The sequence below is a fragment of the Allobosea sp. TWI1241 genome, assembly GCF_039673065.1.
Lineage (GTDB): Bacteria > Pseudomonadota > Alphaproteobacteria > Rhizobiales > Beijerinckiaceae > Allobosea.
Genome location: NZ_JBDJKW010000006.1, coordinates 1 through 16,094, shown reverse-complemented (window position 1 = coordinate 16,094; position 16,094 = coordinate 1). Strand labels below are relative to the sequence as shown.

The following is a 16,094-nucleotide window of genomic DNA, read 5'->3' as shown; positions in this document are numbered from 1 at the left end:
GCGGCCACAGGGAAAGCCGGGTTGCCGCGGCGAGCCCTCCGTAGCGGCTTGCGGCTTTGACGCTCCGGCGGCCAGCGTGCATGAGCTTGGAGCCATGACGACGTTCACGATTCCCGCGCGCCTCTTCCTCGTCCGCCATGGCGAAACCGACTGGAACCGCGAGGGGCGGCTCCAGGGCGGCAAGGACATTCCACTGAACGCGCTCGGCCGCATGCAGGCGGAGGAGGCCGGACGGCGGCTGCGCGAGATCGCGCCCGGCTTCGCCACGCTGGACTATGTCTGCTCGCCGATGCAGCGCGCCCAGGAGACGATGACGATCCTGCGCCGCGAGCTCGCCCTGCCGGTCGCGGACTACGCCACCGATCACCGCCTGCGCGAGCTGACCTTCGGCGAGTGGGAAGGCTTCACCTGGCGCGAGATCCGCAAGAGCGAGCGCGAGCTGGCGCAGGCCCGTGAGAAGGACAAATGGGGCTTCGTCCCGCCCGGCGGCGAGAGCTACCGCATGCTGGCCGACCGCATCGGCCCGGCGCTCGCGGCGATGGCGCCCGACACGGTGATGGTGAGCCATGGCGGCGTCGCGCGCGCCGTGCTGGCGCTGATCGGCGCGGTTTCCCCGGCCGAGGCCGCCAAGGTCGAGATCTGGCAGGGCAAGATTCTCGTGGTCGAGGGCTCCAAGGCGAGCTGGATGTGACTGCGGCGGCTTGAAGCGGTCCCCGCAAACGGCTCGGCACTTGCCGTTCAGCGCCGGTTCAGTCACATCTTGACAATATAGCCGTCCTATAAGTTTCCCGCGCGGCTGCGGGTACGTGGACGCGAGTCGAGCGGGCGCGACGTCGCGGGGAGGCGGTGGCCCGGCATGGAATGTGGCTTCCGAGCCAGGACGTCGCCATCGCCCAAGAATGCGACGGCGTCCCGGGTTCCGGGCCACGGCAGGGCAAGATGAACGAATTGAGCACAGTGACTGCGGGTGTGCCCGCTGCCGGCGCACCGTCTTCCGTCATGCTGGCGGGAGAGAAGCGTCCCGAACTGCTTCGCGACGAGGTCCTGGCCGAGCTGTTCGCCGCCACCGTCGCGCTCCGGCCCGACCATCCGGCGATGATCTCCGGTGCGCAGCGGCCGAGCTATGCCGAGGTCTGGGCGCAGGCGCAGGCGCAGGCGCGCGGGCTGGTCAAGGCCGGCGTCGGGCCGGGCGACATGGTCGGGCTCTGGATGCCGCGCGGCATCGAGCTCCTGGTCGCGCAGATCGCGATCACGCTCTCGGGCGCGGCCTGGCTGCCCTTCGACGCCGAGGCGCCGGTCGAGCGCGTCGCGACCTGCCTCGACGACGCTTCCGCCAAGGGGCTGGTGACGCGCGAGGACTGGAAGCCGAAGGCAAGCGCCACCGGCCGCACGCTGTGGGCATCTGCCGAGCTGCAGGCCGCCGGCGCGGGCGGCGAGGCGCTGCCGGCGCGGGCTCCTGGGCTGACGCAGGACCATCCCGCCTATCTGATCTACACCTCCGGCTCGACGGGCGTGCCGAAGGCCATCGTCATCAGCCATCGCAACATCTGCCATTTCCTGCGCGCCGGGAACGCGCTCTACGGCATGGCGCCGGAGGACGTGGTCTTCCAGGGCGCCTCCGTCGCCTTCGACCTGTCGATGGAGGAGATCTGGACGCCTTATCTCGTCGGCGCGACGCTGTTCGTCGCCACGCCCGAGATGATGGGCGACGCGGAAAAGCTCCCCGCGATCCTGGCCGAGGCCGGCGTCACCGTGATCGACACGGTGCCGACGCTGCTCGGCATCCTGCCGGCCGACGTGCCCTCGCTCCGGCTGATCCTGCTCGGCGGCGAGGCGCTGCCGCCGGCCACCGTGCAGAAATGGTCGCGGCCGGGCCGGCGCATCCTCAACACCTACGGCCCGACCGAGGCGACGGTGGTCGCCACCGCGGCCGAGGTCGAGCCGGGCCGGACCGTGACGATCGGCCGGCCGATCCCGAACTACACCGCCTATGTCGTCGACGAGGCGCTACAGCCGGTGGCGCCCGGCCAGCAGGGCGAGCTGCTGATCGGCGGCCCCGGCGTGGCCAAGGGCTACCACCTGCGCCCGGAGCTGACGGCCGAGAAGTTCATCGCCAACCCGTTCGGCGGCGCCGGCGACGACCCGGTGCTCTACCGCTCGGGCGACGCGGTCAGCATCGATGGCGACGGCAACATCGTCTTCCACGGCCGCATCGACGACCAGGTGAAGATCCGCGGCTTCCGCGTCGAGCTCGGCGAGATCGAGACCGCGCTCTCCGACGAGGCCGGCATCGGCCAAGCGGCCGTGGTGCTGCGCAGCGACGACGGCATCGAGCGGCTGGTGGCCTTCTTCGTCGGCGAGCCCGGCGTGGCGGTCGAGGGCAGCGTGCTGCGCGCCTCGCTGCGCGAGAAGCTGCCGCCCTACATGATCCCGGCGCATTTCGAGCCGATCGGCGCGTTGCCGCGCATGGTGTCCGGCAAGGTCGACCGCAAGATGCTCAAGGCGGCGCCGCTGACCGCGCCGGCGGCGAGCGGGGAGCAGGAGCCGCCGCGCAACGACACAGAGGCCGCGCTGCTCGCCGCGGCCAAGCGCGTGCTCGGCGCCCAGGCGCTGCCCTTCGAGGCGGATTTCTTCGTCGATCTCGGCGGGCATTCGCTGCTGGCGGCACGCTTCATCTCGATCGTGCGCGAGACCCCGGCCTATGCCGGCATCACGCTGCAGGACGTTTATGGCGCGCGCACGCTGCGCGGCATGGCAGCGCTGCTGGATTCGCGCGGCGTGCGCGAGGCGGAGGATTTGTCCTTCACGCCGCCGCCGCTGCTACGCCGCTTCCTCTGCGGGCTGGCGCAGGCCGCCGTCCTGCCGATCATCATCGGCCTGTCGACGGCGCAGTGGCTCGGCATCTTCGTCAGCTACATGCTGCTCTCGGGCGAGGATCTCTCGACCATGGGGCAGGTCTTCGCCCTGCTCGGCATCTATGTCGCGATCACCATCAGCACCGGCTTCATCTCGATCGGCCTGAAATGGCTGGTCCTGGGCCGGACCAAGCCCGGCGTCTACCCGCTCTGGGGCGTCTATTATTTCCGCTGGTGGTTCGCCTCGCGCGTCGCGGGCCTCGTCCACATCAAATGGCTGCAGGGCTCGCCGGTGATGCGGGTCTACTGGCGCCTGCTCGGCGCCAAGGTCGGCCGCGACGTCATCATCTCCGACTACGAGGCCGGCGCTGTCGACCTGATCGAGATCGGCGACGGCACGACGCTGGGCTCCAAGACCACCTTCGCCAATGCCGAGGCGATCGGCGCCAATCTGGTGATCGGCCGGATCAGCATCGGCAAGGACGTCTATGCCGGCTCCTCGGTGGTGTTCGGCCATGGCTGCACCGTCGCCGACCATGCCGAGATCGGCGACCTGACCGCGATCCCGGCCGGGCAGACGATCGGCGAGGCCGAGATCTGGGACGGCTCGCCGGCCCGCAAGATCGGCATGGTCGACCTGGAGACGCTGCCGCCGCAGGCGCAGGCGGGCGGCGCGCGCCGCAGCGCGATGACCGCCTTCTACGTGCTGATGCTGATCCTGCTGCCGCCGATCAGCCTGCTGCCGATCTTCCCGGCCTTCTGGCTGTTCGACAATATCGACAACTGGATCGCCGGCTGGTCGGAGATCAGCTACCACTGGTACCTGCCGCTGCTGACCTGGCCGACGGCGATCGGGCTGATCTCGCTGACGGTGTTCCTGATCGCGGCCCTGCGCTGGATCATCCTGCCGCGGGTCAATTCGGGCTCCTACTCGATCCATTCCGGCTTCTACGCTCGCAAATGGACGGTGGCGCTGGCGACCGAGGTGACGCTAGAGACGCTCTCCTCGCTGTTCGCCACGATCTATATGCGCTTCTGGTACCGGATGATGGGCGCTGGTATCGGCAAGGGCTCGGAGATCTCGACCAACCTGTCCGGCCGCTACGACGTCACGGGCATCGGCGCCGGCAACTTCATCGCCGACGAGGTGATCTTCGGCGACGAGGACATGCGCCGCGGCTATATGCGCCTCGACATGACCCGCACGGGCGACCAGGTCTTCGTCGGCAACGACGCCGTGGTGCCACCGGGCACGGTCATTCCCGACCGCGTGCTGATCGGCATCAAGTCGAAGCCGCCGGCGAGCGCCGAGATGCAGCCGGGCGACACCTGGTTCGGCTCGCCGCCGATCCGGCTGCCGACGCGCCAGAAGGTCGATCTCGGGGCAGACTGGACCTACAAGCCCTCCTTCGGCAAGCAGTTCGGGCGCGGCGTCTTCGAGGCGCTGCACACCTCCTTCCCGGCGATGCTGTTCATTACCTTCGGCACGCTCGCCGTCGACCTGGTGCTGCAGCAGAAGATCTTCGATCGCGACTGGAGTGGGCTGCTGCTCGCCTTCATGGCCTGCGCGGTGGTCATCGCGGTGCTGCAGGCGCTGATCTGCGCGCTGATGAAGTGGATGCTGATGGGCGTCTACAAGCCGGTGATGAAGCCGATGTGGTCGTGGTGGGCGATGCGGACCGAGGCGGTCGCGGTGCTCTACTGGGGTCTCGGCGGCAAGGTGCTGCTCGACTACCTGCGCGGCACGCCCTTCCTGCCCTGGTTCCTGCGCCTGTTCGGGGCGAAGTTCGGCGAGGGGGTCTGGATGGACTCCACCGACATCACCGAGTTCGACTGCGTGAAGGTCGGCGATTTCTGCCAGATCAACGCCCATTCGGCGCTGCAGACCCATCTCTACGAGGACCGGGTGATGAAGGTCGGGCGGGTCAATCTCGGCCGCGGCGTCTGCGTCGGGGCGGGGGCGACCGTGCTCTACGACACCCATGTTGGCGACCATGCGCAGATTGGCCTGCTCACCGTCATCATGAAGGGCGAGAACCTGCCGGCCAATACGCGCTGGGAAGGCGCGCCGGCCGTGCCCGCCGCCGCCGGCCACTGACACCGGCCCTTTCGTCGTCGCGGGCCCGCGCCCGTGACGACGGCCGCCTGCGGGGCGCGGCTTTTACGCCGCCGGATGAACCCGCTTCGCGCCTCCCGTGGCCCGTGGGGTGGGCCGCTGGCGCTGGACCGGGCCGCAGCGCGCGTTGGCGAGCGGCAGCGCCACCTCCTGCGGCGTGAGCGGGCGCACCGCGCCCTTCGGCAGGTCGCCGAGGGCGAGGCCGCCGATGCCGACCCGCACGAGCCGCAGCACGCCGGCGCCGGCCGCCTCGACGATGCGGCGGATCTGGCGGTTGCGGCCCTCGTCGATCACCATCTCGATCCAGGCGTTGCGCTCGCCCGCGCGCAGAAGCGTCGCGGCGCGCGTGGTCAGCGTCTCGTCGCCATCGACCGCGCCCGCCCGCAGCCGCGCCAGGAAGGCCTCGTCCGGCAGCCGGTCGATCTGGACGTGATACGTCTTCTCGATGCCGGAGGCTGGGTCGAGGATGTGCTGCGCCCAGCGGCTGTCATTGCTCATCAGCAACAGGCCCTCGCTCGCCTTGTCGAGCCGGCCGACCGGCGCGACGAAGGGCAGCTCCAGCCCCGCCAGGCAGGCATAGACCGTCTCGCGTCCCTCGGGATCGTCGCGGGTGGTGACGAGGCCGCGCGGTTTGTTCAGCATGAGATAGAGGCGCTGCCCGGCGCCGACCGGCTCGCCGTCGACCGCGATGCGGGCGCGCTCCATCGCGATGCGGTGGGTGGGATTGCGGACGATGCGGCCGTCGAGCGCGACGCGGCCGGCGAGCACCAGCGCTTCCGCCTGGGTGCGCGAGCAGTAGCCGAGCTTCGAAAGGGCACGCGCGAGGCTGACGGGCGCCGGGGCGGGCGCACGGGATCGGGTCATGGCAGGGACGTCCGGGCCGGCGCGCGACGATGGTCGCAAAGCAGCGGGCCTGTGGTCGGTTACGGACCGCGACGGGGCTCGGGGCGAGCCCGGCATCGTGCAGCCGGCGGGGTGAACCTTCGGGCGCCGGTGGCACCGCGGCCGGTCCGGGCCGTCCCCGAACGCGCCGCGCGGGCGGGTTCGGGGCTAGCCGCCCGCGATGATGACGCTCCCGGGGCGCCAGGTGCGCGCCGCCGCGGCGATGCCGCAGCTCATGCTGCAGATGTTGCTGCCCGTCATGGCGCCCAGAAGCGCGCGGCACGCGCTCCTGTCAATCGCCTGTGCGGCACGCCAGGGTTTCGCGCCGGGCGGATCCGGCTTATGAGCCGTGGGAGCAACGACCGGGCGACCATGTCTCACAACACCTTCGGCCATCTCTTCCGCGTGACCACCTTCGGCGAGAGCCACGGACCGGCGATCGGCTGCGTCATCGACGGCTGCCCCTCGCTGATCCCGCTGACCGAGGCGGAGATCCAGCGCGAGCTCGACCGGCGCCGGCCGGGCCAGTCGCGCTACACCACGCAGCGGCAGGAGCCCGACAGCGTCCGCATCGTCTCCGGCGTGTTCGCCGACGAGCGCAGCGGCGGGCAGGTCACCACCGGCACGCCGATCGGCCTGCTGATCGACAATGTCGACCAGCGCTCGAAGGACTATTCCGAGATCCGCGACAAGTACCGGCCCGGCCATGCCGACTTCGCCTATGAGGCGAAATACGGCATCCGCGACTATCGCGGCGGCGGGCGGTCCTCGGCGCGCGAGACGGCGATGCGCGTCGCGGCCGGCGCCATCGCCCGCAAGGTCGTGCCGGGCATGGTGGTGCGCGGCGCGCTGGTCCAGATGGGGCCGCACCGCATCGACCGCGCCAACTGGGACTGGGACGAGGTCGCGCGCAATCCCTTCTTCTGCCCGGACGCCAAGGCGGCCGAGCGCTTCGCCGACTATCTCGACGGCATCCGCAAGTCAGGCTCCTCGATCGGCGCGGTGCTGGAGATCGTGGCCGAGGGCGTGCCGGCGGGGCTTGGCGCCCCGATCTACGGCAAGCTCGACACCGAGATCGCCGCGGCGCTGATGAGCATCAACGCGGTCAAGGGCGTCGAGATCGGCGACGGCTTCGGCGCGGCCGAACTGACGGGCGAGGCCAATGCCGACGAGATGCGCACCGGCAATGACGGCCGCCCGCTCTTCCTCTCCAACCATGCCGGCGGCGTGCTCGGCGGCATCTCGACCGGCCAGCCGATCGTCGCGCGCTTCGCGGTGAAGCCGACCTCCTCGATCCTGACGCCGCGCGCCACCGTGACCCGCACCGGCGGCGAGGCGGAGATGTTCACCAAGGGCCGCCACGACCCCTGCGTCGGCATCCGCGCAGTGCCGGTCGGCGAGGCGATGGTCGCCTGCGTGCTGGCCGACCAGTATCTGCGCCATCGCGGCCAGCAGGGCTGCGGCGAGCCGCGCTGGCCCTTCTCGGGCTGAGGCGGCGCCGGCGCGGCGCGCGCCGGCCGTGGTGTTGCGAAGAATGAATTTCAGTATTGCTGAAATCGCGCGCCTTCTTCGTTGCGGATGAAGCTCCGGCGTATTAGCTTTACGGCCATGAAGCTCGACGCCTGGCTCAAGCAGACCAACACCGCCCGCAGCGCTTTTGCGCGCAGCGTCGGCCTGTCGCCGGCCAGCGTCACGGCGCTCTGCAACGATCCCGAGGTCTGGATCTCGCGCGAGAGCGCCGAGCGCATCGCCGCCGCCACGGGCGGAGCCGTCACTCCCAACGATTTTTTGGGCCTGCAGGGCCCGCGCGAGGCCGCCATGAGCATGAGCAACGTCGCCGAGACCATTGATGCCTTCGCGCGTGGCGAGATCGTCATCGTCACCGATGATGACGACCGCGAGAACGAGGGCGATCTCATCATCGCCGCCTCGCTCTGCACACCGGAGAAGATGGCCTTCATCATCCGCAACACCTGCGGCATCGTCTGCGCGCCGCTGACCGGCGACGAGGCCCGCCGCCTGCGGCTCGACCCGATGGTGCCTTCCAACGACGCGCCGCTCGGCACGGCCTTCACCGTCACCGTCGACGTCAAGCACGGGCTGACCACCGGCATCTCGGCCGAGCAGCGCTGCAACACCGTGCGCGCGCTCGCCAACGGCAATATGGGCGCCGGCGATTTCGTCCGTCCCGGCCACGTCTTCCCGCTGATCGCCAAGGATGGCGGCGTGCTGATGCGCTCGGGCCATACCGAGGCGGCGGTCGATCTCTGCAAGCTCGCCGCCCTGCCGCCGGTCGGCGTGATCTGCGAACTCGCCAATGACGACGGCACGGTGATGAAGGGCGCGCAGATCGCCGCCTTCGCGCAGAAGCACGGCCTCAAGCAGATCACGGTCGCTGACCTGATCGCCTATCGCCAGGCCCGCGAGAAGCTGGTCGAGCGCGTGCACTCCTTCCCGATCGCCACCGAGTTCGGCGAGATGACCGGGCATGTCTACGTCACGCCCTTCGACGACACGCAGCACTTCGCCTTTGTGATGGGCCGGGTCGGCGACGGCGAGAAGGTGCCGGCGCGGCTGCATCGGGCCAATGTCGTGGCCGACGTGCTCGGCGGTGCCGGCTCGATCCAGTGCGCGCTGCGCCGCTTCCAGCAGGAGGGCCGCGGCGTGCTGGTCTATCTGCGCGACGGCTCGGCCGGCGTGCCGATCAAGAGCGTCGAGGACGGCTCGGATTCGCTGCGCAGCCAGCAATGGCGCGAGGTCGGCCTCGGCGCGCAGATCCTGCGCGATCTCGGGATCTCTTCGATCGTCAACCTCGCCTCCTCGACGCGGGCCTATGTCGGCCTGTCGGGCTTCGGCATCGAGATCGCCGGGACCGAGCCGCTGGAGTGAGCGCGGCCGACGCGCCCCTGCGCAGAGGCGCGTCCAGCACGTCGCAGCGATGCGGCGGCGCGATCGGGGCTCAGCCCCGCATCAGCGCCCCGACATGGGCGGCGGTCGACTTGGCCAAGCCCTCGAGGTCGTAGCCGCCTTCGAGAATGGAGACGAGGCGGCCGCCGGCATGGCGGTCGGCCAGTTCCATCAGCGCCCGCGTCGCCCAGGCGAAATCCGATTCGCGCAGTTTGAGATTGGCGAGCGGGTCGCGCCAATGCGCGTCGAACCCGGCCGAGATCACGATCAGCTCCGGTGCGAAGCTGGCGATGCGCGGCAGCACCGCGATGTCGAAGGCCTCGCGGAACGCCTCGGAGCCGTCGCCGGCGCGCAGCGCGACATTGACGATGGTGTCGTGCTCGCCGCGCTCGGACGGCGCGCCCGTACCGGGATAGAGCGGCATCTCGTGCAACGAGGCGTAGAGCACGCTCGGGTCGTTCCAGAAGATGTCCTGGGTGCCGTTGCCGTGATGCACGTCCCAGTCGATGACCGCGACGCGGCCGGCGCCGTGGGCGCGCTGGGCGTGGCGGGCCGCGATCGCCGCATTGTTGAAGAAGCAGAAGCCCATGGCGCGCTCGCGCTCGGCATGGTGCCCGGGCGGGCGCAGGGCGCAGAAGGCGTTGGCGGCGCGCCCTGCCATCACCTCGTCGACGGCATGGATCGCCCCGCCGACCCCGTGCAGCGCAGCCGAGAGCGTGCCTGGCGACATGGTGGTGTCGGCGTCGATGCCGACCAGCCCCTCTGCGGGGGAGGCGGCTGCGATCGCGGCGACGTAGTGGGCCGGATGACAGAGCTCGGCCTGGGCGAGGGTGGCCTCCGGCGCCTCGACCCGCTGGAGCAGGGCGAAGCGCTCGTCCTCCAGCGCGGCCTCGACGGCGCGGATCCGGTCGGGCCGTTCCGGATGGCCTTCCGGCGTCTGGTGCTCGAGGCTGCTCGGGTGGCTGATCAGCAGGGTGGTCAAGGCGCAGTCCTCGCAATGGGCGTCATTCGAATGCCGCTCCGTCAAGCGTGACCATATTGTCACTGCGCTGCAACAAGAAGCGTTTTCGCCGCGAAATCCCGGAACTTCGTTGCCTGTGTCCGGGTTGAGCCGTACATCTTCGGGCAGATTCCGATCCGGCGGGCGAACGGCGGGTCACCGAATCTTAACGTTGCATTCATCATAACGGACGCCAATCCCCCGGGCGTTTACGGTGCAAGTCATGATACGGTCCCTGCTTGTCGTCGTCGGCCTTGCGGCCGTGCTCGGTGGTTGCCAGTACAAGTCGCTGGCGGCGCCCAACGTCTCGGCGCGCGACGCCGAATACATGGCACTGGTCCCGAAATTCGAGACCCATCTCACGCATCTTCCCTATGAGATTACCGATCCGACCGGCGAGGCGCCGGGCACGATCGTCGTCGATACCAAGGAGAAGTTCCTCTACTTCGTCCTGCCGAACAAGAAGGCCATCCGCTACGGCGTCGCCACCGGTGAGGAAGCCTATGGCTGGACCGGCGAGGCGGTGATGCAGCGCAAGGCCGAGTGGCCGCGCTGGACGCCGCCGGCCGAGATGGTGGCGCGCTGGCCGCATCTGAAGCCGGTCGCCGGCGGCATGGAAGGCGGGCCGAACAACCCGCTCGGCGCCCGCGCGCTCTATCTCTACCAGAACGGCCGAGACACGCTCTATCGCATCCACGGCACCAACGAGCCGGAGACCATCGGCCGCTCGGCCTCGTCGGGCTGCATCCGGATGCGCAATATCGACGTGATCGACCTCTACAATCGCGCTCCCACCGGCGGCCGCGTCATCGTCCGCTGAGGATTACGCGCGCCTGACGCGTCGTAGCGCCCCGCACGACGCCCGCTTCCCCGGCGGCCGTCGCCGGGGCGCTGTCAGCCCAGCTCGACCAGCACGATCTCCGGCGGCGCGCCGAGTCTGATCGGCAGCTTGCTCGTGCCGATCCCGGCCGAAACGATCAGGTCGCGCCCGTCTTCCCGGACATGGCCGTAGGCGTAGCGGTTGCCGAAATGCGACGGCACCAGCGGCGACCATCCGAACAGCCTGACCTGCCCGGCATGGGTGTGGCCCGAGAGCGTCAGCGAGACGCGCGAGGGCACGCGTGCGAACACATCCGGCTCATGCGCCATCAGGATCAGCGGGGCGCCGTCATCCGCGACCTGGGCGAGCGTGCCGGCGAGATCGTCGATGCCGCGCCGCGTGCCGCGGGGCGGGTGCAGGACGGCGAGCTGGTCGCCGAGACCGGCGAGCCAGAGCGGCCCGGCCGCGGTCTCGAGCCGGCGCACCTGGTTCTCCAGCACGGGAATGCCGGCAGCCTCGAGCACCAGCGCGACCTCGGTCGGCCCGCGGCGCTCGCGCTGGGCGCGCTCGTCATGCCACCAGTCGTGATTGCCGAGCACAGCATAGACGCCGTCGCGGGCCGTCAGCCGCGCCAGTTCGGCCGCCCAGTCCTGCGGGCGCGGATCGTCGGGATGCTTGTCGCGGCTGGCGATGAAGTCGCCGAGCAGCAGCACGAGGTCGGGTGCGAGGCTGTTGGTCTGGGCGACGATCTCGGTGACGCGTGAAAGTGGGACATGCGGCCCGCCGATATGCAGGTCGGAGATCACCGCTAGCCGCAGCGACCGGCCGGCAGGCCAGTTCGCCGGCCGCAGCCGGTAGCGCGTCACCTCCTGACGCGTCGCCTCGATGGCGTAGCCATAACCGCCCGCGCTGAAGGCGGACAGAAAAAGACCGGCGAGAGCCGTTAGGACTCTTCGCCGGTCAAGCATGGAGGGTCTCGATAGGAGGTCCGGGTCTCGTCAATCTTCCGAACCATGGCGCAGGATCGCCGGAACGTCCCTGTGCTGCTTGACCAACGCCTGAGCGCTGAAACGGGTTCCCGCGGCGACCGCGGGAATCGCGATCGGGCGAAAACGGGCTGCATAGGCCTCGCGTGCGCTGGCGTCGTGGAAGCTGGCGTGGCGATGCGGGGTCTGACGCTGCTGGCTGGGGAACATGATACTCGGTTCCGGTTCGGGGGCGCCGGCAGTTCCTGGCTGCCGGCGAGGAGCAATGTCGCAGCCGATCGGGTCCTGCCGGCGGCGGCATCAAGGAATTCTCATGACGATTTCGTCGCCATGACGGGGCCTTGGCAAGCTCTGTGGCGATTTCGCGAGGGCTCCCCGCAAAACCGCCACCGAACCGTTCCCCTCTGCCGGCCGGGCTCAGATCAGCCCCTCGGCCTTGACCCAGTCCAGGGTCTTGGCGAGCGCGCGCTCATAGCGGTCGAACATCTCGTCGATCTCCGCCTCGGAGATGATCAGCGGCGGGCAGAAGGCGACGCGGTCGCCGCCCATGGCGCGCAGGATGACGCCTTCCTCCTGAGCGAAGTGCACCGACTTGGCCGCCACCGCCTTCTTGGCGTCGAAGGCCTGCTTGGTCGCCTTGTCGGCCACCAGCTCGAGGCCGCCGATCAGGCCGACGCCGCGCGCCTCGCCGACGAGCGGGTGCTCCATCAGCTTGGTCAGGCGGGCGAGGAAGCGCGGCGAGACCTGGCGGACGCGCTCGACGATGCGGTCGCGCTGGTAGATCTCCAGCGTCTTAACCGCGATGGCGCAGCCGACCGGATGCCCGGCATAGGTGTTGCCGTGGCCGAAGGTACCGATCTTGCGGCTCTGGTCGACCAGCACCTCGTAGACCGGCTCGTTCACCAGCACCGCCGAGAGCGGGAAATAGGCCGAGGTCAGCGCCTTGGCGCAGGAGAGCGTGTCGGCGTTCAGCCCGTAGGTGGTGGTGCCGAACATCTCGCCGGTGCGCCCGAAGCCGGTAATGACCTCGTCGGCGATGAACAGGATGTCGTATTTGGCGAGGACGGCGTTGATCGCCTCGAAATAGCCTTCCGGCGGGGTGATCGCGCCGCCGGCGCCCATCACCGGCTCTGCGATGAAGGCGGCGACCGTGTCCGGCCCCTCGCGCTGGATCAGCGCGTCGAGCTCGGCGGCGAGGCGGGCCGAGAAGGCGAGCTCGGTCTCGCCGGCCTCGGCGAAACGGTAGTGATAGGGGCAGGCGGTGTGGAGGATGCCGGCGATCGGCAGGTCGAAATCGGTGTGGTTCGCCGGCAGGCCGGTCAGCGAGGCCGAGGCGACGGTGACGCCGTGATAGCCCTTGATCCGCGAGATGATCTTCTTCTTCTGCGGCCGGCCGAGCGCGTTGTTCATGTACCAGACCAGCTTGACCTGGGTGTCGTTCGCGTCGGAGCCGGCGGAGCCGTAGAACACCTTCGAGATCGGGATCGGCGCGATCTCCTTCAGCTTCTCGGCCAGCTCGATCGCCGGATCATGGCTGCGGCCGGAGAAGATATGGGTGAAGGGCAGCTTCTTCATCTGCTCGTAGGCGACGTCGCAGAGCTCGTCGTTGGAATAGCCGAGCGAGGTGCACCACAGGCCGGCCATGCCCTCGATATAGTCCTTGCCGGCGACGTCGTAGACGAACACGCCCTTGCCGCGCTCGAGCACCAGCGGGCCGACCTCGCGATGGGTGGCGAGGTTGGTATAGGGGTGGATCAGGGTCTCGATGTCGCGAACGGCGAGATTGGTGAGCATTGGGGGCTCCGCTTGAGAGGCTTGGTCGCCCGACCATAGCCTGCGCCGGCCCCGCCTGCTGAGCGACTTTAGCGCGCAGGCGCCCTGAGCGCGGCGCGGGACGGGCGCAGTCTTGAACTCGTCGAAACGGCTGGGCATCGTGGAGCGTCGGGCGCGGTGCGCCGTGCCGTCGGGAAACGCATGATGATCGATCCCGCCTCCATGGTGAACCGGCCGGCGCCGGGGCGCGACTGCGGCAGCTGCACGCTGTGCTGCAAGGTCTACGACGTGCCGGCGGTGGAGAGCGTCGCCGGCAGCTGGTGCCGGCACTGCCTGCCGGGACGCGGCTGCGCCATCCACGAGACACGGCCCGCGCATTGCCGCGCCTTCTTCTGCCTCTGGATGACGCAGGGCTTCCTCGGCCCGGAGTGGAAGCCGGACAAGGCGCGCTTCGTGCTGACCATGGACCCCGGCACTGGCTGGATCTTCCTCCAGGCCGATCCGGGCGCGGCGCAGGCCTGGCGCAAGGAGCCCTACCAGTCGCAATTGCGGCGCTGGGCCCAGGCCGGCAACCGGCCGGTGATCGTCTTCGTCAACCGGCTCGCGACCGCGCTGCTGCCGGACCACGAGGTCCAGCTCGGCATGATCGGCCCGGCTGACCGTCTGGCGCTGCGCGAGGAGCCGGCCGGCGGCCGCCTGCGCATGACGGTGGTCAAGCTCGCGGCGTGACCCTCACCCCGTCACCGCAGGCGGCACGCGATAGCCGCCGCCCAGGCGCTCCAGCATGGCGGCGACAGCGATCGCGGTGCGGTCCTCGCTGAGTGGGGCGATGATCTGCACGCCGAGCGGCAGGCCGGCTTCCGACAACCCGACCGGCGCGACCGCCGCCGGCAGGTCGGTGCCGGTCGCCAGGCTCGCCCAGCGCAGGAAGTCGAGATAGGGGCGCGGCGTGCCGTCGATGTTGAGGCGGCGCGCGTGGAAGTCCGGCAGATGGTCGTGCTTCAGCGCGCCGACCGGTGCCGGCGGGCAGAGCAGCACGTCATGGGAGGTGAAGAAGCGCTGCCATTGCCGCTTCAGCGCCAGCCGGCGCTGCTGCAGCGACTGGTAGAGGCCGGGCGTCATCCGCGCGCCGCGCGCCTGCAGGGCCTGGTGCGACAGGTCGCCGGGGGCGAAGTTGGCGGCCTGGGCCTGGATGCGAGCGCGGACCTTCGGCGGCAGGCCGTAGGCGACGACGGCATGGTTCAGCAGGGCGAAGACCTCGAAGGCCTCATCGAAGCGGAAGCCCGGCCGGGCGCGCTCGTCGACCGTGGCCCCTGCCTCGGCCAGCAGGCGGGCCGCGTCGCGCACCGCCTTCGAGACCTCCGCGGTGACGGGCGCGCGCGGCTCGTCGAGCCAGACCGCGACGCGCAGGCCCTCCGGCGTGGTGCGGCGCGGGGCGGCGAGTGCCGGGCCGGGCTGGCTCGCGCTGCGCGGGCCGGCGAGGATCGGCAGGAGCAGGTCGAGATCGGCGGCGGAGCGGGCGATCGGCCCGGCCACCATCAGGTCGGCATTGCGCGGGGTGCGGCGCTCCGGCGGCGGCGGCACCGAGCCCCAGGTCGAGACCAGGCCCCAGCTGGTCTTGAGCCCGAAGACGCCGCAGGCCTGGGCCGGCCAGCGGATCGAGGAGCCGAGATCGGAGCCGAGTTCGAAAGCGCTCATCCCCGTGGCGACGGCGCAGGCGGCGCCGCCGGAGGAGCCGCCCGGCGAATAGGCCGGGTTCCAGGGATTGTTGGCGACGCCATGCGCCGGGTTGTAGCTCTGGAAGTCGCCGGAAAAGACCGGGACCATGGTCTTGCCGAAGATCACCGCGCCGGCAGCGCGCAACCTGGCGACGGGGGCGGCGTCCTCCCCCGGTACGCGTTCGCGATAGGCCGGGAGCCCGCCCGAGGAGGGCAGGCCGGCGACGTCGAAGGCGTCCTTGACGGTGACGGGCAGACCTTCGAGCGGGCGGGCGCTGCCGGCGGCGATGCGGCGGTCGGCCTCGTCGGCGGCGGCGCGCGCCGCGCTGCGGTCCTCGGCGACGATGGCGTTCAGCGCCGGATTGAGCGCATCGACGCGGGCGAGGCTCGCTTCCAGCAGGTCGCGGGCGCTGAAGCGGCGGGCCGCGAGGCCATCACGCAGGCTGGTGGCGGAGGCGGTCAGGTCGATCGGGGCCATGCGGTCGTCCATAGGCTGGGCGGGCGGAACCTGACGAGCATGCCCATCCGGCTCCGAAACGCCAGCCCCGCCGGCTCCCGATCAGTCCTGGTCCTCGCGCGGCGCCCCGGCCTCGACGAGGATTTCGCGTTTGCCGGCGTGGTTGGCGGGTCCGACGATGCCCTCGGTCTCCATGCGCTCCATGATCGAGGCGGCGCGGTTGTAGCCGATCTGGAGGCGGCGCTGGATGTAGGAGGTCGAGGCCTTGCGGTCGCGCAGGACCACCGCGACGGCCTGCTCGTAGGGATCGTCGCTGTCGGCCTGGCCCATGGCGCTCTTGTCGAACACCGCGCCGTCCTCCGCCTCGCCGCCCTCATCCTCCTCGGCGGTGACCGCCTCGAGATAGTCCGGCCGGCCTTGCGTCTTGAGATGGGCCACCACCTTCTCGACCTCGGCGTCGGAGACGAACGGCCCGTGCACGCGGGTGATGCGCCCGCCGCCGGCCATGTAGAGCATGTCGCCCTGGCCGAGCAGCTGCTCGGCGCCCATCTCGCCCAGGATGGTGCGGCTGTCGATCTTG

General features: G+C 70.2%; 13 protein-coding genes. 6 read left to right on the top strand and 7 right to left on the bottom strand.

Annotated features, from left to right (window positions below; genetic code table 11):
• Positions 1-94: 94 nt before the first annotated feature.
• Both ABE438_RS09520 and ABE438_RS09515 read left to right on the top strand, forming a co-directional pair.
• Positions 95-691, top strand: coding sequence for a histidine phosphatase family protein (locus tag ABE438_RS09520; protein ID WP_346502369.1), 597 nt, complete (start codon positions 95-97; stop codon positions 689-691).
• 248 nt (positions 692-939) lie between these two features.
• Positions 940-4,953 carry a Pls/PosA family non-ribosomal peptide synthetase gene (locus tag ABE438_RS09515; protein WP_346502368.1) on the top strand — a complete coding sequence of 1,338 codons (4,014 nt, stop codon included), beginning with the start codon at positions 940-942 and terminating at the stop codon, positions 4,951-4,953.
• Between the two features lie 63 nt (positions 4,954-5,016).
• Here ABE438_RS09515 and ABE438_RS09510 read toward each other — a convergent pair whose 3' ends face one another.
• Positions 5,017-5,835: a pseudouridine synthase gene (locus tag ABE438_RS09510; protein ID WP_346502367.1), complete on the bottom strand. Its 819-nt coding sequence runs from the start codon at positions 5,833-5,835 to the stop codon at positions 5,017-5,019.
• Positions 5,836-6,225: 390 nt separating this feature from the next.
• Between ABE438_RS09510 and aroC the strand changes: the two genes are divergently transcribed.
• Positions 6,226-7,344 (top strand): chorismate synthase, encoded by a 1,119-nt coding sequence (gene aroC / locus ABE438_RS09505; protein WP_346502366.1) that lies wholly within the window; start codon positions 6,226-6,228, stop codon positions 7,342-7,344.
• A 117-nt stretch (positions 7,345-7,461) separates the two neighbouring features.
• On the top strand, positions 7,462-8,742 hold the full coding sequence (gene ribB / locus ABE438_RS09500; RefSeq protein ID WP_346502365.1) for a 3,4-dihydroxy-2-butanone-4-phosphate synthase: 1,281 nt from the start codon (positions 7,462-7,464) through the stop codon (positions 8,740-8,742).
• Positions 8,743-8,812: 70 nt separating this feature from the next.
• Here the strand turns inward: ribB and ABE438_RS09495 are convergent, their stop codons facing one another.
• A complete protein-coding gene (locus ABE438_RS09495) occupies positions 8,813-9,742 on the bottom strand; it encodes a histone deacetylase family protein (protein ID WP_346502364.1) in 930 nt (309 codons plus the stop codon).
• A gap of 241 nt (positions 9,743-9,983) precedes the next feature.
• Here ABE438_RS09495 and ABE438_RS09490 point away from each other — a divergent pair, with 241 nt between their 5' ends.
• On the top strand, positions 9,984-10,580 hold the full coding sequence (locus ABE438_RS09490; RefSeq protein ID WP_346502363.1) for a L,D-transpeptidase: 597 nt from the start codon (positions 9,984-9,986) through the stop codon (positions 10,578-10,580).
• A gap of 74 nt (positions 10,581-10,654) precedes the next feature.
• Here the strand turns inward: ABE438_RS09490 and ABE438_RS09485 are convergent, their stop codons facing one another.
• From ABE438_RS09485 to ABE438_RS09475, 3 genes are all read right to left on the bottom strand, one after another.
• Positions 10,655-11,548 (bottom strand): metallophosphoesterase, encoded by an 894-nt coding sequence (locus tag ABE438_RS09485; protein ID WP_346502362.1) that lies wholly within the window; start codon positions 11,546-11,548, stop codon positions 10,655-10,657.
• A 30-nt stretch (positions 11,549-11,578) separates the two neighbouring features.
• Complete coding sequence (locus ABE438_RS09480) at positions 11,579-11,776, bottom strand: hypothetical protein (protein WP_346502361.1); 198 nt, start codon at positions 11,774-11,776, stop codon at positions 11,579-11,581.
• 207 nt (positions 11,777-11,983) lie between these two features.
• Complete coding sequence (locus ABE438_RS09475) at positions 11,984-13,360, bottom strand: aminotransferase (protein ID WP_346502360.1); 1,377 nt, start codon at positions 13,358-13,360, stop codon at positions 11,984-11,986.
• Positions 13,361-13,543: 183 nt separating this feature from the next.
• On the opposite strand from ABE438_RS09475, the gene ABE438_RS09470 reads away from it, so the two are divergent.
• Complete coding sequence (locus ABE438_RS09470; protein ID WP_346502604.1) at positions 13,544-14,068, top strand: RING finger protein; 525 nt, start codon at positions 13,544-13,546, stop codon at positions 14,066-14,068.
• A 3-nt stretch (positions 14,069-14,071) separates the two neighbouring features.
• Here ABE438_RS09470 and ABE438_RS09465 read toward each other — a convergent pair whose 3' ends face one another.
• The gene (locus ABE438_RS09465) at positions 14,072-15,535 is read right to left on the bottom strand and encodes an amidase family protein (RefSeq protein ID WP_346502359.1); all 1,464 of its coding nucleotides are present in this window, start codon (positions 15,533-15,535) and stop codon (positions 14,072-14,074) included.
• Positions 15,536-15,616: 81 nt separating this feature from the next.
• Positions 15,617-16,094 (bottom strand): DNA translocase FtsK (locus ABE438_RS09460; RefSeq protein ID WP_346502358.1); only part of this gene is annotated, 478 nt, incomplete at its 5' end.

What these genes read in the sequence shown, in the direction of transcription:
- ABE438_RS09490 (WP_346502363.1), top strand. Translation starts at nt 9,984, where the DNA reads ATGATACGGTCCCTGCTTGTCGTCGTCGGCCTTGCGGCCGTGCTCGGT.
- ABE438_RS09480 (WP_346502361.1), bottom strand. Translation starts at nt 11,776, where the DNA reads ATGTTCCCCAGCCAGCAGCGTCAGACCCCGCATCGCCACGCCAGCTTC.
- ABE438_RS09475 (WP_346502360.1), bottom strand. Translation starts at nt 13,360, where the DNA reads ATGCTCACCAATCTCGCCGTTCGCGACATCGAGACCCTGATCCACCCC.
- aroC (WP_346502366.1), top strand. Translation starts at nt 6,226, where the DNA reads ATGTCTCACAACACCTTCGGCCATCTCTTCCGCGTGACCACCTTCGGC.
- ribB (WP_346502365.1), top strand. Translation starts at nt 7,462, where the DNA reads ATGAAGCTCGACGCCTGGCTCAAGCAGACCAACACCGCCCGCAGCGCT.
- ABE438_RS09510 (WP_346502367.1), bottom strand. Translation starts at nt 5,835, where the DNA reads ATGACCCGATCCCGTGCGCCCGCCCCGGCGCCCGTCAGCCTCGCGCGT.
- ABE438_RS09515 (WP_346502368.1), top strand. Translation starts at nt 940, where the DNA reads ATGAACGAATTGAGCACAGTGACTGCGGGTGTGCCCGCTGCCGGCGCA.
- ABE438_RS09470 (WP_346502604.1), top strand. Translation starts at nt 13,544, where the DNA reads ATGATCGATCCCGCCTCCATGGTGAACCGGCCGGCGCCGGGGCGCGAC.
- ABE438_RS09520 (WP_346502369.1), top strand. Translation starts at nt 95, where the DNA reads ATGACGACGTTCACGATTCCCGCGCGCCTCTTCCTCGTCCGCCATGGC.
- ABE438_RS09485 (WP_346502362.1), bottom strand. Translation starts at nt 11,548, where the DNA reads ATGCTTGACCGGCGAAGAGTCCTAACGGCTCTCGCCGGTCTTTTTCTG.
- ABE438_RS09465 (WP_346502359.1), bottom strand. Translation starts at nt 15,535, where the DNA reads ATGGCCCCGATCGACCTGACCGCCTCCGCCACCAGCCTGCGTGATGGC.